At 72.0% G+C, this 19,027-nt stretch carries 17 protein-coding genes and 1 tRNA gene; 10 read left to right on the plus strand and 8 right to left on the minus strand.

What is annotated here, in order from left to right; genetic code table 11:
* Positions 1–1,416, minus strand: a complete 1,416-nt coding sequence (locus IGS69_RS12860; protein ID WP_190899319.1) for an FAD-binding oxidoreductase — start codon at positions 1,414–1,416, stop codon at positions 1–3.
* Between the two features lie 92 nt (positions 1,417–1,508).
* Between IGS69_RS12860 and IGS69_RS12865 the strand changes: the two genes are divergently transcribed.
* Positions 1,509–2,933: a tetratricopeptide repeat protein gene (locus IGS69_RS12865; RefSeq protein WP_190899320.1), complete on the plus strand. Its 1,425-nt coding sequence runs from the start codon at positions 1,509–1,511 to the stop codon at positions 2,931–2,933.
* A 748-nt stretch (positions 2,934–3,681) separates the two neighbouring features.
* Here the strand turns inward: IGS69_RS12865 and hppD are convergent.
* Complete coding sequence (gene hppD, locus IGS69_RS12870) at positions 3,682–4,827, minus strand: 4-hydroxyphenylpyruvate dioxygenase (RefSeq protein WP_190899322.1); 1,146 nt, start codon at positions 4,825–4,827, stop codon at positions 3,682–3,684.
* A 123-nt stretch (positions 4,828–4,950) separates the two neighbouring features.
* On the opposite strand from hppD, the gene IGS69_RS12875 reads away from it, so the two are divergent.
* From IGS69_RS12875 to IGS69_RS12905, 7 genes are read left to right on the plus strand one after another with little or no spacing between them, the layout of a single operon-like run.
* Positions 4,951–5,421, plus strand: coding sequence for an Lrp/AsnC family transcriptional regulator (locus IGS69_RS12875; protein ID WP_185014356.1), 471 nt, complete (start codon positions 4,951–4,953; stop codon positions 5,419–5,421).
* Positions 5,422–5,440: 19 nt separating this feature from the next.
* The gene (locus tag IGS69_RS12880; RefSeq protein ID WP_190899325.1) at positions 5,441–6,088 is read left to right on the plus strand and encodes an ABC transporter permease; all 648 of its coding nucleotides are present in this window, start codon (positions 5,441–5,443) and stop codon (positions 6,086–6,088) included.
* Positions 6,081–7,340 carry a betaine/proline/choline family ABC transporter ATP-binding protein gene (locus tag IGS69_RS12885; RefSeq protein ID WP_190899327.1) on the plus strand — a complete coding sequence of 420 codons (1,260 nt, stop codon included), beginning with the start codon at positions 6,081–6,083 and terminating at the stop codon, positions 7,338–7,340. The genes IGS69_RS12880 and IGS69_RS12885 overlap by 8 nt, the downstream gene beginning before the upstream one ends.
* A complete protein-coding gene (locus IGS69_RS12890; protein ID WP_190899329.1) occupies positions 7,337–8,143 on the plus strand; it encodes an ABC transporter permease in 807 nt (268 codons plus the stop codon). The genes IGS69_RS12885 and IGS69_RS12890 overlap by 4 nt, the downstream gene beginning before the upstream one ends.
* The gene (locus IGS69_RS12895) at positions 8,140–9,102 is read left to right on the plus strand and encodes a glycine betaine ABC transporter substrate-binding protein (protein ID WP_190899331.1); all 963 of its coding nucleotides are present in this window, start codon (positions 8,140–8,142) and stop codon (positions 9,100–9,102) included. Before IGS69_RS12890 ends, IGS69_RS12895 begins: the two co-directional genes overlap by 4 nt.
* 47 nt (positions 9,103–9,149) lie before the next feature.
* Positions 9,150–9,734 (plus strand): ArsR/SmtB family transcription factor, encoded by a 585-nt coding sequence (locus IGS69_RS12900; RefSeq protein ID WP_190899334.1) that lies wholly within the window; start codon positions 9,150–9,152, stop codon positions 9,732–9,734.
* A 10-nt stretch (positions 9,735–9,744) separates the two neighbouring features.
* Entirely contained in the window at positions 9,745–9,918 is a 174-nt protein-coding gene (locus tag IGS69_RS12905; RefSeq protein WP_190899335.1) for a hypothetical protein, read from the plus strand.
* A 12-nt stretch (positions 9,919–9,930) separates the two neighbouring features.
* Here the strand turns inward: IGS69_RS12905 and IGS69_RS12910 are convergent, their stop codons facing one another.
* The 4 genes from IGS69_RS12910 to IGS69_RS34610 all read right to left on the minus strand — a co-directional run bounded on the left by IGS69_RS12910 (position 9,931) and on the right by IGS69_RS34610 (position 15,676).
* On the minus strand, positions 9,931–10,722 hold the full coding sequence (locus tag IGS69_RS12910; protein WP_190899337.1) for a S16 family serine protease: 792 nt from the start codon (positions 10,720–10,722) through the stop codon (positions 9,931–9,933).
* A 75-nt stretch (positions 10,723–10,797) separates the two neighbouring features.
* Positions 10,798–11,439, minus strand: coding sequence for an IclR family transcriptional regulator (locus IGS69_RS12915; RefSeq protein ID WP_190899339.1), 642 nt, complete (start codon positions 11,437–11,439; stop codon positions 10,798–10,800).
* Between the two features lie 363 nt (positions 11,440–11,802).
* On the minus strand, positions 11,803–13,602 hold the full coding sequence (locus IGS69_RS12920; protein ID WP_190899341.1) for a DEAD/DEAH box helicase: 1,800 nt from the start codon (positions 13,600–13,602) through the stop codon (positions 11,803–11,805).
* 208 nt (positions 13,603–13,810) lie between these two features.
* Positions 13,811–15,676 carry an MFS transporter gene (locus IGS69_RS34610; RefSeq protein ID WP_232543501.1) on the minus strand — a complete coding sequence of 622 codons (1,866 nt, stop codon included), beginning with the start codon at positions 15,674–15,676 and terminating at the stop codon, positions 13,811–13,813.
* Between the two features lie 223 nt (positions 15,677–15,899).
* On the opposite strand from IGS69_RS34610, the gene IGS69_RS12935 reads away from it, so the two are divergent.
* Positions 15,900–15,974: transfer RNA gene (locus IGS69_RS12935), tRNA-Cys, on the plus strand.
* A gap of 3 nt (positions 15,975–15,977) precedes the next feature.
* On the opposite strand, the gene IGS69_RS12940 is transcribed toward IGS69_RS12935, so the two are convergent.
* Positions 15,978–16,385 (minus strand): hypothetical protein, encoded by a 408-nt coding sequence (locus tag IGS69_RS12940; RefSeq protein ID WP_190899343.1) that lies wholly within the window; start codon positions 16,383–16,385, stop codon positions 15,978–15,980.
* 243 nt (positions 16,386–16,628) lie between these two features.
* Between IGS69_RS12940 and IGS69_RS12945 the strand changes: the two genes are divergently transcribed.
* Positions 16,629–17,849: an LPXTG cell wall anchor domain-containing protein gene (locus tag IGS69_RS12945; protein ID WP_190899345.1), complete on the plus strand. Its 1,221-nt coding sequence runs from the start codon at positions 16,629–16,631 to the stop codon at positions 17,847–17,849.
* Between the two features lie 11 nt (positions 17,850–17,860).
* On the opposite strand, the gene IGS69_RS12950 is transcribed toward IGS69_RS12945, so the two are convergent.
* Positions 17,861–19,027, minus strand: coding sequence for an SUKH-4 family immunity protein (locus tag IGS69_RS12950; protein ID WP_190899347.1), 1,167 nt, complete (start codon positions 19,025–19,027; stop codon positions 17,861–17,863).

The raw sequence follows: 19,027 nt of genomic DNA on the forward strand, positions 1-19,027 counted from the left end.
TCAGAAGAGCTTGCCCGGGTTCAGGATGTCCAGCGGGTCGAAGGCCTGCTTGACGGCCCGCTGCATCTCCATGCCCACGGGGCCGATCTCGCGCGCCAGCCACTCCTTCTTCAGGACGCCGACGCCGTGCTCGCCGGTGATGGTGCCGCCGAGTTCCAGGCCGAGGGCCATGATCTCGTCGAAGGACTCGCGGGCGCGCCGGGACTCGTCGGGGTCCGCCGGGTCGAAACAGACCGTCGGGTGGGTGTTGCCGTCGCCCGCGTGGGCGACGACACCGATGGTGAGCTGGTACTTCTCGGCGATCCGGTCGACCCCTTCGAGCATCTCGGCGAGCCGGGAGCGGGGCACGCACACGTCGTCGATCATCGTCACACCCTTGACCGCCTCCAGCGCGGTGAGCGACAACCGCCGTGCCTGGAGGAGCAGTTCGGATTCCGCCACGTCGTCGGCGGGGACGACCTGGGTGGCCCCGGCCGCCTCGCACAGGGCGCCGACGGCGGCGAGGTCGGCGGCGGGCGCGGTGGTGTCGAACGCGGCCAGGAGCAGTGCCTCGGTGCTCTCGGGGAGGCCCATCTGCGCCATGTCGTTCACGGCCTTGACCGTCGTACGGTCCATGAGTTCGAGGAGTGACGGCACGTGGCCGCCCTCCATGATCCGGCAGACGGCGTCGCAGGCCGCGGCGGCGGAGGCGAACTCGGCGGCCAGCACCAGCTGTTCGGGCGGCTTGGGGCGCAGCCCGAGGACGGCCCGTACGACGATGCCGAGCGAGCCCTCGGAGCCGACGAACAGCCGGGTCAGGTCGTAGCCGGCGACGCCCTTGGCGGTGCGGCGGCCGGTGGACATCAGCCGCCCGTCGGCGAGCACCACGTCCAGTCCGAGGACGTACTCGGCGGTGACCCCGTACTTCACGCAGCACAGGCCGCCGGAGGCCGTGCCGATGTTGCCGCCGATGGTGCACATCTCCCAGCTGGAGGGGTCCGGCGGGTAGTACAGGCCGTGCTCGCCGACGGCCCGGGACAGGGCGGCGTTGATCACGCCGGGTTCGCAGACGGCTATGCGGTCGACCGGGTTGATCTCCAGGATCCGGTCCATCTTGGTCAGGGACAGCACGATGCAGCCCTCGGAGGCGTTGGCGGCGCCGGACAGTCCGGTGCGGGCCCCCTGCGGGACGACGGGGACGCGCAGGGCGGTGGCGGTGCGCATCACGTGCTGGACCTGTTCGGTCGTGCGGGGCAGTACGACGACGGCCGGGGAGCCGGCCGGGCAGAAGCTCGCCATGTCGTTGGCGTAGGAGACCGTGACGTCGGGGTCGGTGAGGACCGCTTCGGCCGGGAGGCCACTGAGCAGCAGGTCCACGAGGTCGCCGGTCGCTGCGGCGTCCTCGGAGGTGGGCGCTTCGATACGGCTCATGATCACAGGTTCGCACCCGGGGCCATCGGTGTGAACCCCGTCGGCGGCACCCTTCGCCTGCCCGGGCGGGATCGTCGTACTGACGCACAGTGAGCGCCATGGAGAACCAGCAGGAAGGTCCGGTGCGGCGGGAGAGAAGCCTGCGACGCCGCCGGGTGCTGATCGCCTCCGTCGCCGGGTGTGCCGTGCTGGGCGGGGTGCTGGTGCTGCTGCCGCGGGAGCGGTCCGCCGGGCCCGCGACGCCGTCACCGGGGGCCCTGGCCATGGAGGCGGTCGGCAGCGGGGTGCCGGCCGCGCTGCCCGGCCTGACGGAGCTGATCGAGGAGCGGCGGGAGGCGGTGCGGACGCACCCGCGGGACGCGGCGTCCTGGGCGGTGCTCGGGGCCGCCTATGTGGAGCGGGGGCGGCGCCTGTCGGACCCGGCGCACTACCCGCGGGCGGAGAAGGCGCTGCGGACGTCGCTGTCGGTGCGGCCGGAGCGCAACACGCCTGCCCTGGCGGGGCTTGCCGCGCTGGCGAACGCCCGCCGGGACTTCCCCGCGGCGCGCCGGTGGGGTGAGGCGGCGCTGAAGCTGGAGCCGCGGCGGTGGACGACGTATCCGCTGCTCATCGACGCCTACACCGGGCTCGGCGAGTACAAGGCGGCCAAGCGGACGCTGGACCGGCTGACCGGGCTGCGCTCCGGGCCCGCCGTGCTGGCGCGGGCCGCGGCCGTGTACCGGGACCGGGGCTGGCGGGAGGACGCGGCGGCCTCGCTGGCGGACGCGGCGGCGGGTGCGCGGGATCCCGCGGAGCGGGCCGCCTATCTGGAGCGGGCCGGGCAGCTGGCCTTCGAACGCGGGGACCTCGACGTCGCGCTGCGGCACTTCCGGGAGGCGGTCCGCCTCGACCCCGACCAGTGGGCCGCGCGGGCCGGGCAGGGCCGGACGCTGGCGGGCCTCGGCCGCACGGCGGAGGCGCTGAACGCCTACCGCGCGGCCCTCGACGGGCAGCCGTGCCCGCAGTACGCGCTGGAGCTGGGCGAGTTGTACGAGTCGCTGGGCCAGCGGGAAGCGGCCCGGGTGCGGTACGGCCTGCTGCGGGAGCGGGTGCGGCGCGCTGCCGCGGCCGGGGCCGACGAGGAGCTGGTGCTGGGCCGTTTCGAGGCCGACCACGGCGATCCGAAGGCGGCGGTGCGGCGGTTGCGCGCGCAGTGGGAACGCCAGCCGGGCACGGGGGTCGCCGACGCGCTGGGCTGGGCCCTGTACCGGGCCGGGGAGCCGGAGGAGGCCCTGCGCTTCGCGCTGAGGGCGACGTCCCCCGAGCCCGGGGGCGGGGCGCTCGACGCGGCGTCCATGTACCACCGGGGCATGATCGAGCGATCCCTGAAGCACTACGGCGCGGCCCGCCGCCACCTGACGGCGGCCCTGCGCATCAACCCCCACTTCTCCCCCCTGCACACACCCGCGGCCCGGGCGGCACTCGAGGCACTGGGAGAGCCACCGGACGAAGGCGTGCCCGAAATGGCCGGCGGGCCGGGGTAGCCGGCTACGGCCGGGCATACGCCGGGGCACCGCCACCCGGGCGACGGCAGCGCGGGCCGCGGCGGCGCGAGCGGCGGCAGTGCGGGCGGCGGCGGTGCGGCGGCGGCGCTCCGGCCCGGCTCCCCGTCCCGGCGGTGCGACACCGGCCGTGCGACGCCGGCCGTGCGACGCCGGCCGTGCGACGCCGGCCGCTGCGCGGGCCGGGCCCACCCGGCCGACAGGGCCCGGCGGGCCAGCGGGCGCGGGCCGACGGGGCGCCGCCGGGCCGGACTCCCGGGCCGCCGGGACCGCCCGGAGCCCCCTCCGACCCGCCCCGCCGAGAGACGGCGGTGGGCTGCCGGCCGGCGTCGCCGCGCCTGCTGCCGGGGCCCAGGCCCGAACCCCGAGGCGCCGCCGCCGGGCCCGGCGCCCGGGTCAGGGACGGGTAGGAAAGACCCCCGCCGACCGCCCGGCAGGGCACGGGCTCGCCCGCGCACGGGACGAGTACAGCAATCCGGCAACCCATGCCGCACACCACGACAACCGCCGCCCAGCGGGGGACGCACTCGCCGCCACGGGCCGCCGCGTGGCCTGAGGCCACAGGCCTCTCGGGCAAACGCGATGGCTGCCGCCGGGCGCGGGCACCCCGCCGGGCGGGAGCGGCGGGGCCGGGGTGTCTTCGTTGTCGCGCCGCAGGCGGTGGGTGTGCAGTGGTCGCGGGGGCGGGCGGGTGCCCCGTGACACCCGCCCGGCTCGCGACCGCCGGCGGCTACAGGTTGCCGCGGCGGGCCTGCTCGCGTTCGATCGCCTCGAACAGGGCCTTGAAGTTGCCCTTGCCGAACCCCATCGAGCCGTGGCGCTCGATGATCTCGAAGAAGACCGTCGGACGGTCCTGGACCGGCTTGGTGAAGATCTGCAGCAGGTAGCCGTCCTCGTCGCGGTCGGCGAGGATCTTCAGTTCGCGCAGGGTGTCGATCGGGACGCGGGTCTCACCGACCCACTCCCCCAGGGTGTCGTAGTAGGAGTCGGGGGTGTTGAGGAACTCGACGCCGGCCGCGCGCATCGTGCGCACCGTCTGCACGATGTCGTTGGTGTTGAGCGCGATGTGCTGCACGCCCGCGCCGCCGTAGAACTCCAGGTACTCGTCGATCTGGGACTTCTTCTTGGCGATGGCCGGCTCGTTGATCGGGAACTTGACCTTGAGCGTGCCGTCGGCGACGACCTTGGACATCAGCGCGCTGTACTCGGTGGCGATGTCGTCGCCCACGAACTCCTTCATGTTCGTGAAGCCCATGACCTTGTTGTAGAAGCCGACCCACTCGTTCATCTTGCCGAGCTCGACGTTGCCGACGCAGTGGTCGATCGCCTGGAAGGTGCGCTGCGCGGGCGGCTCGACCATCGGCCGGGCCGCGACGAAGCCGGGCAGGTACGGGCCGTCGTAGCCGGAGCGCTCGACGAGGGTGTGGCGGGTCTCGCCGTACGTGGCGATGGCGGCCAGGACGACCGTGCCGTGCTCGTCCTTCCGCTCGTACGGCTCGGCGACCGAGCGGGCGCCGTGCTCCAGGGCGTAGGCGTAGGCGGCGCGCGCGTCCGGGACCTCGATGGCGAGGTCGACGACACCGTCGCCGTGCTCGGCCACGTGCTTCGCGAGGAAGTGGCCCCAGTCGGTGGTGGGCTTGATGACCGAGGTGAGGACGAAGCGGGCGGAGCCGTTCTCCAGGACGTACGCGGCGGTCTCGCGGCTGCCGTTCTCCGGTCCGGAGTAGGCGACCAGCTTCATGCCGAAGGCGGTGGAGTAGTAGTGCGCCGCCTGCTTGGCGTTGCCCACGGCGAAGACGACCGCGTCCATTCCCTTGACCGGGAAGGGGTCGGCCTGCCGGGCGGTGTCGGGAGTGTGGTGTGTGGTCTGCGTCATAGCCGCAGGGTCTCCCCGCCCCGCAAGGTGCGCAATAGTTTCTGTTTCAGCTGGGCAATCTGTTCAGCAATACGGCCGTACCGTCGGCCTTTCTGTACAGGATGACCATGCCGGGAGGCTGCTGTGGCGATCGATCGTCTGGACGGCCGGATCATCCTGCTGCTCGCCCGGGAGCCGCGGATCGGGGTGCTGGAGATGTCCCGGCGGCTCGGGGTGGCCCGGGGCACCGCGCAGGCGCGGCTGGACCGGCTTCAGTCGAACGGAGTCATCCGCGGATTCGGTCCCGAGGTGGATCCGGCCGCGCTCGGCTACCCCGTCACGGCGTTCGCCACGCTGCAGATCCGGCAGGGTCAAGGGCCGGACGTACGGGCCCACTTGGCGACCGTGCCGGAGGTGCTGGAGCTGCACACCACCACCGGCACCGGGGACATGATGTGCCGGCTCGTGGCCCGCTCCAACGCCGATCTCCAGCGTGTGATCGACCGGGTTGTCGGTTTTGATGGCATCGTCCGGGCCTCGACGGCGATCGTCATGGAGAACCCCGTTCCGCTGCGGATCATCCCGCTCGTGGAGCAGGCCGCGGAGGAGACCTGACGTGTAGGGGTGAGCGCGTGTGAACTTCTGGGAGTACCTGGTCAACCGGCACCAGCAACTGCTCACGGACGCCTACCAGCATGCGAGCGCCGTCTTCCAGTGCATGGTCGTGGCGACGGTGCTCGGCGTGCTGATCGCCGTCGCCAGCTACCGCAGCGAGTGGGCCGGGAACCTCGCGACCACCACCACCGCCACGATCCTGACCGTGCCGGCGCTCGCCCTGATCGGTCTGCTCATCCCCATCGTCGGCCTCGGCGTGCCGCCCACGGTGGTCGCGCTGACGCTGTACGGGCTGCTGCCGGTGGTGCGCAACGCGATCGTCGGGCTGCGCGGGGTCGACCCGAGCCTGGTGGACGCGGCCACGGGCATCGGGATGTCCCGCCCGGCCCGGCTGCTGCGGGTCGAACTGCCGCTGGCCTGGCCGCCGATCCTCACCGGGATCCGGGTCGCCACCCAGATGCTGATGGGCATCGCGGCCATCGCGGCCTACGCCTCGGGACCCGGTCTCGGCAACGTCATCTTCCGCGGCCTCGCCTCGCTGGGCAGCGCCAACGCGCTCAACCAGGTCCTCGCGGGCACGCTCGGCATCATCGTCCTGGCCCTGCTCTTCGACGCCGCGTACGTCCTGATCGGACGGCTGACCATTCCCAGGGGGATCCGTGCCTGAGACCGGCAACCACGGTGCCTCCATCGAGCTGGAGAACCTGACCAAGCGCTACCCCGGGAATCCGCAGCCGGCCGTGGAGAACGTGAGCATGGAGATCAAGGCGGGCGAGGTCGTCGTCCTCGTCGGCCCCTCCGGCTGCGGCAAGTCGACCACGCTCAAGATGATCAACCGCCTGATCGAGCCGACCAGCGGCCGCATCCGTATCGGCGGCGAGGACGTCACCGACATGGACCCGGTCAAGCTGCGCCGCAAGGTGGGGTACGCCATCCAGTCCGCCGGGCTCTTCCCGCACATGACGGTCGCGCAGAACATCGGGATCGTCCCGAAGATGGTCGGCTGGCCGAAGGCACGGATCAAAGAGCGGACCGAGGAGCTGCTCGACCTCGTGGGCCTGGACCCCGGGGAGTTCCGCGGCCGCTACCCGCGTCAGCTGTCCGGCGGGCAGCAGCAGCGCGTGGGGGTGGCCCGGGCCCTGGCCGCCGATCCCCCGGTGCTGCTGATGGACGAGCCGTTCGGGGCGGTGGACCCCATCACCCGGGACCACCTCCAGGACGAGCTGATCCGGTTGCAGTACGAGCTGCACAAGACGATCGTGTTCGTCACCCACGACTTCGACGAGGCGATCAAGATCGGCGACCGGATCGCCGTGCTGCGCGAGCGGTCGCAGATCGTACAGTTCGACACCCCCGAGGCGATCCTCACCAACCCGGCGGACGACTTCGTCTCCGGGTTCGTCGGGGCCGGCGCCGCACTGAAGCGGCTGAACCTGACCCGCGTACGGGACGTGGAGATCACCGACTATCCGACGGTCACGGTCGACGACCCGCTGCAGCAGATCTTCAACCTGCTGCGGACCAGCGGCCGCGACGAGATCCTGCTGCTCGACCGGCGCCACCGCCCCTACAAGTGGCTGCGGCGCGGCGAACTGATGCGGGCCCGGGGCTCACTGGCCCGCGCCGGAACCCTGGTGCAGGCCACGGTCGGCCTGGACGCCACCCTGCGGGACGCGCTGGAGGCGGTGCTCACCGACAACGCGGGGCGGGTGGTGGTGACCGGGCGGCGCGGCGAGTACACGGGCGTCGTCGACATGGAGACGCTCATCAACTCCGTGCACGAGTTGCTGGAGGCCGACCGGCTCGACGCGATGGAGCACCAGCACGAGCTGGAGTCGCTGCGGGCCTCGCAGACGCACGCGGAGCAGGAGGGGGCCTCAGGCCCGGCGGGCGGGAACGGCCCGGGAGGAGAACGGTGACGGCCACGGAGGTCGAGGAGACGTCCGAGCCTCCGGAGGAGGCCGAGGCGCCCCCACCCGTGCACCGGCCGTCCCGCCTCACCTGGCAGAAGCTGACGTTCCTGCCGGTCGCCCTGATCGCCGTGCTGCTCGCCACCTGGCTCTGGTTCCAGCAGGCGGACCTGGACGCGCTCACCCGCAACGCCCTGTCGGGCGGCCAGGTCACCAAGGCGCTCTGGCAGCACATCCAGTTGACCGCGATCTCCACGTTCTTCGTGCTGATCATCGCCATCCCGCTGGGCATCCTGCTGACCCGCGGGGTGATGAGCCGGGCCACGCCGGTGGCGATGGCGTTCGCCAACATGGGTCAGGCGACCCCGGCGATCGGCCTGCTCGCCCTCCTGGTGATCTGGCTGGGCATCGGCCGCAGGGCCGCCCTGATCGGCATCATCATCTACGCCATCCTGCCGGTGCTCTCCAACACGATCACGGGTCTGAAGGCGAACGACCCGACCCTGCTGGAGGCGGCCCGCGGCATCGGCATGTCCCCGACGGGCGTGCTGACCCGCGTCGAACTCCCCCTCGCGGTCCCGCTGATCCTGGCGGGCGTGCGCACCGCCCTGGTCCTGAACGTCGGTACGGCGACCCTGGCGGTCTTCGGCGGGGGCGGCGGGCTCGGCGTGCTGATCACGACCGGTATCACCAACCAGCGGATGCCGGTGCTGGTGCTGGGGTCGGTCCTCACGGTGGTGCTGGCGCTGCTGGTGGACTGGCTGGCCTCGCTCGCCGAACTGCTGCTGCGGCCACGGGGGTTGCAGTCATGAGGCGGCGTGGGTGCCTGGCGGCGGCGGGCCTGCTGGTGGCGGCGGCCGGCTGCGGGCTGACCAGCGGCTCTCCCCTGACCGACGACGTGAAGCCGGGGTCGATCGGTCAGGGTGAGCCGCTGAAGGGCGCGCATCTGACGGTGACGTCGAAGTCGTTCACCGAGCAGCTGATCCTCGGCTCGATCATGGGCATCGCGTTCGAGGCGGCCGGCGCGGACGTGATCGACCGGACCGGCATCCAGGGGTCCATCGGCAGCCGCGAGGCGGTCCGCAAGGGCGACGCGGACGCCGGGTACGAGTACACGGGCACGGCCTGGATCACGTATCTCGGGCACAGCAAGCCGATCACCGATCCGCAGGAGCAGTGGGAGGCGGTGAAGAAGGAGGACGCGGGCAACGGGCTGGTCTGGCTGCCGCCGTCGAAGCTCGACAACACGTACGCGCTGGCGATGAACCAGGAGAACGCGAAGAAGTACGGCACGAAGACCATGTCGGACGTGGCGAAGCTCGCGAAGTCCGACCCGGGGGCGGTGAAGCTGTGCGTGGAGGTCGAGTTCGCGAACCGCGCGGACGGGCTGCCGGGCATGCAGAAGGCCTACGGCATGAACGTGCCGGCGCGGAACATCACGCAGATGGACACCGGGATCATCTACACGCAGACCGCCAAGGGCAACTGCACGTACGGGGAGGTGTTCACCACCGACGGGCGGATCAAGTCCATGAACCTGGTGGTGATGGAGGACGACAAGAAGTTCTTCCCCAACTACAACGCCGCACCGATGATCAACGCGAAGTCCCTGAAGGAGTGGCCGGCGATCGCGGAGGTCCTGAACCCGGTGACGGCGAAGCTGAACAACTCCGTCGCGCAGACGCTGAACGCGAAGGTGGATGTGGACGGGGAGGACCCCCACCAGGTGGCGCTGGACTGGATGGTGCAGGAGGGGTTCGTCAAGGAGTGAGTTACAAAGAAGGCGTTGCAAAGGATGCTTTGCAACGCTACCTTTGCATGGTGAGCGAGCCCGAGAACACTCCAGTACGGCAACTCGACGCCCGATCCCTGCGGGGACTGGCGCACCCCCTGCGCATCCAGCTGCTGGACGCCCTGCGTTTCGGCGGCCCGGCAACCGCCTCACAACTGGCCCAGAAACTGGGCGAGTCCAGCGGCGCCACCAGCTACCACCTGCGTCAACTGGCGGAGTACGGCTTCGTCGAGGACGCTCCCGAGCACGGCAAGGGCCGCGAACGCTGGTGGAAGGCGATCCACCACGGCATCCGTTTCGACGACTCCCTGCTGACCGACTCGGACCCGGTGGTGCGCGGAGCGGCGGACCTGTATCTGCACGAGGTCGCCACCGCGCAGACCCGGGCCCTGTCGACCTGGCTGGGCAACCGCGCGTCATGGCCCGAGGAATGGACCCGCTCCTGGGACATGAGCAGCTCGACGCTGAGCCTCACGCCCGAACTGACGCAGGAACTCGTCGAGAAGATGCACGCGCTGGTCGACACCTACCGCGACCGCGCTGCCGCCGATGACTCCGGTGTCGAGCAGGTCCGCATCCAGACCCACGCCTTTCCGATCCGAACCGACTGAGAGGTTCGCCATGCACCCGGACATCCACCTCGCCCTGCACCACGCCCGCGCCACCGAACTCCGCGCCGAGACCGAACCCCGTCCCGCACCCGGGCCCAACCTCCGTACGCGGCTGGGCTGGACCCTCATAGAAGTCGGGCTGAAGCTCGCCATCCGGCCGAGGCATCCGGTCCCCGCCCATTAGGTGGTGTCCGGCCTAGCAGCTGGGGACGGAGCCCTTCCCCGTCTCCAGGGCCACCAGTGAAGCGACCGTGCTCTTCAGCGTGGTCACCGGGATCAGCCGCAGGCCCTTCGGCAGCTCGGCGCGCGCGTCGCCGCACTCCGCCTTGGGCACCAGGAACACCGTCGCCCCGTCCCGCTTGGCGGCCTGGGTCTTGAGGGCGACGCCTCCCACCGCACCGACCCGGCCGGCCGCGTCGATCGTGCCCGTACCGGCGATGACCCGGCCGCCGGTGAGGTCCCCGCCGGTGCCGTCGCCCTCGAGCTTGTCGATGATCCCCAGGGAGAAGAGCAGCCCCGCGCTGGGCCCGCCCACGTCCGCGAGCTTCAGACTGACCTTGATGCCCTTGTCGTCGAGGTCGAGGTACCCCAGCGCGGCCTGCGTCGCCGCGTCCTGGGACTCCTTCATCTGCTCCTCGTTGTGCCGCTCGATCTCCTTGACGTTGTCCCCGCTGGGGTAGACGGAGTCCAGCGGCATGACTGCCTGGTCGGTGCGGAACCAGCTGTCGACGACGTCGGGGAGCGAGACCCGGGTGTCCGGGGAGGTCGCCTCGATGGTGGTCATCCGCAGCTCCCCCCGGGTGTCCCGGACCGGCGCACCCGAGATGGTGATTACCGGCGTGCCCTTGTTCTCGCCGAGCACGTTCGCCGTCAGCCCGGGCTGCGCCACCGAGAACGGCAACGGCGCCAGCACCGCCGTCGCGAGCAGGGCCACGACGGGCAGGGCGCAGACGGCGATGGCCTGGGGGCGCGTGAGGCGAGAGAACACGGGATCAATCTAACGCGGGCGGAGGACACGGCCGGGACCAGGGCGTCCGGGGCCCCGCGGGGAGCCCGTCGGCCCTCAGCGCAGCGCCTCCGCGACCTCGCGGGCCGCGTCGACGACCCGTGGGCCCACCCGTTCCGGTACCGCCTCGGCCAGCATCACCACACCGACGCTGCCCTCGACGCCCGTCACGCCCAGCAGCGGCGCCGCCGCTCCCCAGGCGCCCGCCTCCAGCTCGCCGTGCGTCAGCATGTAGCCCGGGTCGGTCGTCGGGTGCTGCCGGGCCGCGAGGATCGCCTTGCCGGCGGCGCCCCGGTCCAGGGGATGCCGGAACCCGGCGCGGTAGGCGACGTGATAGTCCGTCCAGGTCGGCTCCACGACGGCCACGGCCAGCGCGTCCGCCCCGTCGACCAGGGTCAGGTGCGCCGTCGCGCCGATGTCCTCGGCCAGTGACCGCAGCGCCGGCATCGCGGCCTCCCGTACGAGCGGGTGGACCTGCCGTCCCAGCCTCAGCACCCCGAGCCCGACGCGGGCACGTCCGCCGAGGTCACGGCGTATGAGGGCATGCTGCTCCAGCGTGGCGAGCAACCGGTACACGACGGTTCGGTTCACGCCCAGCCGGACGGACAGTTCGGTCACGGTCAGCCCGTGGTCCGTGTCGGCGAGCAGCTTGAGGACACGCAGTCCCCGGTCGAGCGTCTGAGAGGTCTCCGCGGTCACGACGCCCACTCCTTAGTGGTGAGGTCGGCGGCCCCTCGGTCGGCGGATGCGTCACCGAGTCCCGTCGGCAACGCGCTTCAGAGGCCGCCGATCGGTCGGCGGCCCGGCCAGTCCGGGCCGCGTCGCTTCACGGCTGCGCTCCGCGGCGGCGCTGCCACGGGGCGTGTGCGTAGCGGGACAGTAGCGAAGCAGGTTCGCTGAGCGGAAGGCTCCGTCCAGAATCCGGGCAGGGAGCGGGGTGTACTGCTCGAATTTGCGACGGTATGGCGCCCCGGCAGGGGCGCGAGGCCGTGCCGAATACACGGCTCCGCCGCGTGGGCGCGACCGGCCACGCACAAGCCGCAGCCGATGGACGACAGGAGCTCACTTCATCCGGGTCGCCCACTCCTGCACCTTGGTGATCCGCTGCCGCAGCTGCCCCGCCGTCGCCTCCGCCGCCGGAGGCCCCCCGCACACCCGCCGCAGCTCCGTGTGGATCACCCCGTGCGGCTTGCCGCTCTGGTGGACGTACGCGCCGACCATGGTGTTGAGCTGCCGCCGCAGTTCCATCATCTCCTTGTGGGAGACCACCGGCCGCCGCTCGGCGGGCATTTCGAGCAGGTCGGCTTCCTCGTCCGGCTTCTTGCGGCTGTGCGCGATCTGCCGGGCCTGCCGCTTCTGCAGCAGCAGCTGCACCTGGTCGGGTTCGAGCAGCCCCGGGATACCGAGGTAGTCCTGCTCCTCCTCGCTGCCCGGGTGGGCCTGCATGCCGAACTCGGCGCCGTTGTACATGACCCGATCGAAGACTGCGTCGGACTCCAGCGCCTCGAAGGAGAACTGCTCCTGCTCGCCGGTGTCCTCGTCCTGCTCCCGGTTCGCCTCGTCCATCTCCTTCTCGGACTCGGCGTACGGGTCCTCCTCGCCCTGCTTCTTGGGCTTGTCGAGGACGTGGTCGCGCTCGCGCTCCATCTCGTTGGCGAAGGTGAGCAGGTCGGGCACGGTCGGCAGGAACACCGAGGCCGTCTCGCCGCGCCGCCGCGACCGTACGAAACGCCCGACGGCCTGGGCGAAGAAGAGGGGCGTCGAGATGGTGGTGGCGTAGACGCCCACCGCGAGCCGCGGCACGTCGACACCTTCGGACACCATCCGCACCGCGACCATCCACCGGTCGGTGCTCGCACTGAAGTCGTCGATGTTCTTCGAGGCGCCGGTGTCGTCGGAGAGCACGAGCGTGGCCTTGCTGCCGGTGATCTCACGGATCAGCTTGGCGTACGCGCGCGCGGAGTCCTGGTCCGCGGCGATGACGAGGGCGCCCGCGTCCGGGATGGCCTTCCGCACCTCGGTCAGCCGCTGGTCGGCGGCGCGCAGCACGGCGGGCATCCACTCGCCGCGCGGGTCGAGGGCGGTCCGCCAGGCCTGGCTGATGGCGTCCTTGGTCATGGGCTCGCCGAGCCGGGCGGCGATCTCGTCACCGGCCTTGGTGCGCCAGCGCATGTTGCCGCTGTAGGAGAGGAAGATGACGGGCCGCACGACGTTGTCGGCGAGGGCGTTGCCGTAGCCGTAGGTGTAGTCGGCCGCGGACCGCCGGATCCCGTCGTTCCCCTCCTCGTACGTCACGAAGGGGATGGGGTTGGTGTCGGACCGGAAGGGCGTACCGGTCAGGGCCAGCCGCCGGGTCGCGGGCTCGAAGGCCTCCAGGCAGGCCTCGCCCCAGGACTTGCTGTCACCGGCGTGGTGGATCTCGTCGAGGATGACGAGCGTCTTGCGCTGCTCCACGCGGTTGCGGTGCAGCATGGGCCGGACACCGACACCGGCGTACGTCACGGCGACGCCGTGGTACTCCCGGCCGAGCGGCCCGGCGCTGTACTCCGGGTCGAGCTTGATCCCTATCCGCGCCGCGGCCTCGGCCCACTGCTTCTTCAAGTGCTCGGTCGGGGCGACGACGGTCACCTGCTGCACGACGTGGTGGTGCAGCATCCAGGAGGCCAGCGTCAGCGCGAAGGTCGTCTTGCCGGCGCCGGGGGTGGCGACCGCGAGGAAGTCCCGCGGCTGCTCCTGGATGTACTTCTCCATCGCGCCCTGCTGCCAGGCTCGCAGCTTGCTTGCGGTACCCCAGGGGGCGCGGCCGGGGAACGCCGGGGACAGGTGGTGCGAGGCGGAACTGGTGCCGGCGGTGGTAGTCACGGTCTCCGTTGGGGGTCGGGCGGCTCGTGCGAGGGAGCCTGACGGCTCGGCTACGTATGACAACCGGGCCACCCTACCGGCGCCCCGAGCCGCCCCACGCGCGGACCGGGCCGGGTCACCGGTGGGTGGGACCGACGTCACAGCCCTCCGGGGCGCCACGGCGACTCGCTCCGCCGGTGTACGGCCGGTGTTCCCGCAGCCCGCCGGTCTACGGCCGGTGTTCCCTCAGCCGGGTCGACACCCAGGCGCCGACGAGGGCCACCGCCGCCATCGGCAGGAACACGGCGGTGAAGGCGGCCGGGTGGGAGCCGGAGGTGTGGGTGGCCGTGTGGGACACCGCGCCGCCGCCCAGCGCGGCGAAGGCGGCGCCGCCGGCGGACAGCAGGACGACGTTGGAGAGGCCGTCGGAGATCTGCAGGGCGGCGGAGTTGCTGCCGGCCTCCTCGGGGGCGGAGAGCTTGAGCAGGAGCACGCTGGTGGAAGAGATCACGAGCCCCATCCCGAAGCAGCCGAAGGCCCAGGCGACGGCCAGGGTCCAGACGGGCACGGACTCGATCAGCACACTCGGCGCGGCGGCGACGGCCGCCGCGACCAGCAGCATCCCGAGCGTGGTCAGCCGCTCCCGGTACGGCTCCATCCGCGACCGCGACTGCACCCACGAGCCCAGCGCCCACGTGCCCCCGCCCGCGGCGAGCGAGAACCCGGCCAGCGTCGGGCTGAGCCCGCGCTGCGTGACGAGCATCAGCGGCACGAACGACTCCGCGGCGATGAAGGACCCCGCGGCGACGCCGCGCAGCAGCACGACCGACGGCAGTCCGCGCGCGGCCCGGTACGTGCCGCGTGGGAGCAGCCCGAGCACGGCGGGCACGAGCAGGGCCACGCCGACGACGCCGGGCAGCAGCGAGAGCGGACGCAGGTCCTGGGCAGCGTACTGAAGCAGCCCGGCACCGAGGGAGATACCCAGGGCTAGCCGGATACGCCGACGGTCGAAGGCGGCGTTCGGTTCGGCGGGCGGGGCGGGCGGGGCGGACGGGTCGGCCGGCGGGGCGGGCCGGTCTGTCGGCGGGGCGGGGTCCGACGTAACGGGCCGGTCGGCCGTCCCGGCAGGGTCCGGCGTGACGGGCCGGTCGGTCCTCCCGGCAGGGTCCGGCGTGACGGGCCGGTCGGCCGTCCCGGCGGGGTCCGGCGTAACGGGCCGGTCAGCCGTCCCGGCGAGGTCCGGCGTAACGGGCCGGTCAGCCGTCCCGGCAGGGTCCGGCGTAACGGGCCGGTCGGTCGTCCCGGCAGGGTCCGACGTGACACACCGGTCGGTCGTCCCGGCGGGGCCCGGCGTGACGGGCCGGTCGGCGAGGGCGGTCCGTTCCGCGGGGACGGGGAGGTCGGCACTCGGCGCCGTGGCGGGCCCGGCGGCGGTGTGCTGCGCCGGCCCGGACGCCCGGCGCCGTATCTGCGGCAGCGCGAGCGCGAGCGGGAAGACGACGAGCACGGGTATCCCCACGAACACCCATCGCCACCCCAACTGCTCGGTCACCGTGCCGGCGGCGAGCGGACCGACGATCGACGGAAGCACCCAGCTCGCGGCGAACGCGGCCATGATGGCGGGCCGCAACCGCTCCGGATAGGCCCGCCCGACCACGACGTACAGCGCGACGATCACCAGCCCGCCGCCGAACCCCTGCACGGCCCGGCCCAGGATGAACACCCACATCGTGCCGGCGGTCCCCGACAACAGCAGCCCCGCCCCGAAGGAGGCGATGCCCGTCGTCAACGGGCCGAGGGGGCCGCGCCGGTCCGACCACTGACCGGAGAGCACCATCCCGAACAGACTGGTCGTGAAGTACCCGGAGAACGCGAACGCGTAGAGGGACACCCCGTCGAGTTCCCGTGCGGCGACGGGCATCGCCGTCCCCACGGCGGTGGCCTCGAAGGCGATGAGCAGCACGACGGAGACGATCCCGACGCTCAACGCCCGGTACGCCGCCCCCAACACGCCCGCTTGCCGCTCTTCGGCAACGGAGGGCAGGTCAGCGGCCTCCACGACATCGGCATCACGCGGCTGCTTCGGGATGGTCATGCCCGCCAGCGTAAGGTCCAAGCCCCACTTTGACCCCTGTCCGAAGACGGTCCCCCTCTAGGACCTTGGTCGTACACCCCTCTCCCCGGCCACCCCCTTCATGAACGGCGTATGGCAGTCACGTTGCAGCCCCCGCGATCCCCTTGAGCCCCACCCCACCCCGCCATACGGTCACTACACCGAGTCCGACCACGGCCGCACGCCGCCCGGTTCGCACTCGCCCGGCCGTGTGCCCGAGTGGTTCAGGGGCTCGCCTGCAAAGCGAGTTACGCGGGTTCAAATCCCGCCACGGCCTCCAGCGTCAGCCCGCCGAGCAGAGCCCCCCGCTCGGGCAGAACATGACCCACGTGTAGTTGTAACCGGTCCGCACCGTCACGGGATTCGGTGCTGGTCCGTCATTGATGTAGGACCCCGTGTCGGGTGTGGCGGTGAAGGTGACCGTGGTTCCTACCTGGAAACTCGCGGTGCACGTGCCGGTCGGGTTCGGCTGCGGGTCGTTGGAGGCGTAGGGGTCCCACGCCTCCTGGTGGCAGTTGATCCCGGCCGGCTGGCTGGTGATGGTGCCGCCGCCCCAGCCGTCGCTGACGTACGCGGACAGTTGAGCGGTGGTCTGGGCCTGGGCCGGGGCCACGGAGGCGATCGCGGCGGCAGTGGCGAGCGCGGTGAGAACTCCTGTCACGCGCCAGGCGCCGGTTCTGTTCTTCCTCATGGGAGGCTCCTCGGATCGAACATCTCGACCCCTCTGACCAGCCTATTGGTCCTCTCGGGGATCTGCTACGGGAGCGCGGCCCAGGGCGCCGCCACCTCACGTCGGCCGGAGGCTCGCGGCGTGTTCGCAAACTCGTGCACAACCCCAAGTGCCTCTCAGACGTCCAGAACATGACCGGTAGCCCATGCTCCGGTCGTCGTCCCTTCCGGGGACGACGAGGAAACCCCCACGAGGAGAACCACCGTGCGCCTCCGCCCCTCGGCAGCCGTCCTGGCCGCTGCCGTGATCGCCGTTGCCGGTCCCGCTGTCGCCGCGCCCGTGGCGCAGGCCGAGGAGGGTGAGCCCGAGTTGGTCGTGTCGGCGCTGCCGTCCGCCGCTCCCAAGCCGGGCGAGGTGTACGACAAGTCCGTCACCCTCACCAACAAGGGCACGGCCGCCGTGGACGGGGTCACCTTCCGGGTGCGTCTGACGCGGGGTCTCGACTTCCCCGAGCAGGTGAAGGGCTGCACCTACTCGACCGTCAAGGACCAGGTCAGGCAGGCGGTCTGTGAGCTCGACACGGTCGTCGAGCCCGGTGCCTCGGTCACGACGCCCGTGCGGTTCAAGGCGCTGGACAAGGCCCTGATGGAGGCCGTCGAGTACGGCACGAGCGCGACCGGGGGCGCCCCGGGCGAGGGGTTCGACGACAGTTACCGGCGGCTCACCCTGACCGCGGACAACACCGCCGATCTCGTCGCCGTCGGCGAGGAGATGGAGGCGCTGGCCGGCGGGGAGCAGTCGGTCACGGCGACCCTGCGCAACGACGGCCCCGGCTGGGTGCAGAACCAGGAGAGCGACGACCTCCCGGGCCTGCTGGTGCAGATACCGCCGGGCACCGTGGCCATCGGCGTGCCGAAGGACTGCGCGCCGTTCGGGATCGACGGGCCGAGCGGGCCGCAGGGGACCACGGGCAAGCCCAAGTACGTCTGCTGGCCGCAGGACGGGACCATCGACGCCGGCCAGTCGCTGGCGTACACCTTCATGCTGAAGATCGAAAAGTCCACGCAGGACACCGAGGGTGAGATCAAGGCGTCGTCCGTCTACGGCACCGCCCCCGCGTACGACACGAACCGTGCCAACAACACGGCCATGATCGGCATCGATGTGCCGAGCGACTACGAGCCCGGGCCGAGCCCCTCGGACGGCGCCGACGGCGGCTCCGGCAACGGCGGGAACGGCAACGCCCCCGAGGGCCAGGCCGCGGGCGGCACGGGCGCCACGGCCTCCCCGTCGGCCTCGGCCTCGACCGGCACGACGACCGGCGGCTCCACCGGCACCACGACCGGCAGCACCACCGGCGGCAACCTCGCCAGCACCGGCTCCGACGGCACCCCGCTCCTCGCCGGTGCCGCGGCCGCCGCCGCGGTGCTCGGTGGCGGTCTGGTCTTCGCCGTCCGCCGCCGCGGCGCCGCCAAGTCCGCCTGACGGCAGGCCCGTCAGAGCACCCCGCCGGCCTCGTCCTGGAACGCGTCCGTCCAGTAGTGGCGGACCGTTCTGCCGGCACTCACGCCCGTCGGGTCCACCGTCGACAGGACCTGAAGCATCGTCATGGCCAGCTGGTCGTAGGTCTCGGTCGTCAGCTCGTGGGACGACTGGGCGTCGATCGCTCGCTCTCGGTGCAGGAGCCAGAGGGTGAAGGCGAGGGTCGACACGTCCGTGTTGAGCGGGTACAGCGTCGCCTCGGGTTCGCTCCAGTTCAGGACCGCGCCCGTCGCGCCGTCGATGACCAGGCTGTTGTCCTCGACCAGGTGGCCGAGGCGGATCAGCCGATGGGCCCCGGCGGGGAGTTCCGCGGGGGCGTCACCGTCGGCGTGGTACTCGGCGAGCGTCGCCAGGGGGACGTCCGTGTCCAGGGAGAAGACGTGGGCGTCCTCCGGCAGGCCCACCTCGCGCAGGAAGCGGCGGGTCGGTTCGTGCGTGAGGGTCGCGGGGAAGTCGACGTCCTCGAAGCGGACCGTCCTGCCGGGGCCGAACTCCTGGTCCAGCAGGCGGTGCGGGAGGTCCAGGGAGAGGCCGGACGCGCCGCCCCGGCCCGCCACCAGGGACAGCGGGCGGATCAGCGCCGCCATCTTCCAGAACGGGGCCGGTTCGCCGTCCGCGCCGTCGCGGAACACCGCCAGCAAGTGCTGGGACGCCTGCGCCACCGCCTTGGGGCCGTAGCGGCCCGCGTAGGAGGCGAACTGGCCGCGCAGGCCCGCCAGTTCGTCCGTGGCCTCCGCGAAGCGGACCAGCGTCCGCAGGGACGGGGCCAGGGGGCGGCGGTCCATCAGGTCGGGGCGGTCGCGCAGGACGTACGTCGTCGAGATCTCGCCCGTCGCGCCGTCGAGCAGGACCGACTCCGTCTCCAGGCCGCCGGGGCCCAGCAGTCCGCCTATCACCAGCTGCTCGCGCAGTTCCGCCGCGAGGCGGTCGTCCGGGTCGCCCGTCGAGTCGGCCACCGTGCGCAGGCCCTCGCGGCTCAGCTCGGCGAAGCTCAGCACGCCGCTGTCGCAGGGCAGTCCGGGGCCGGTCAGCCAGTGCCGCGTGGACGCGTGCGTCACCCACGGGTCCAGCTCGGACTCGGTCAGGGTGATCACCGCGGAACCGGTATCGGTCGTACTCAT

This window comes from Streptomyces tuirus (assembly GCF_014701095.1).
Lineage (GTDB): Bacteria > Actinomycetota > Actinomycetes > Streptomycetales > Streptomycetaceae > Streptomyces > Streptomyces tuirus.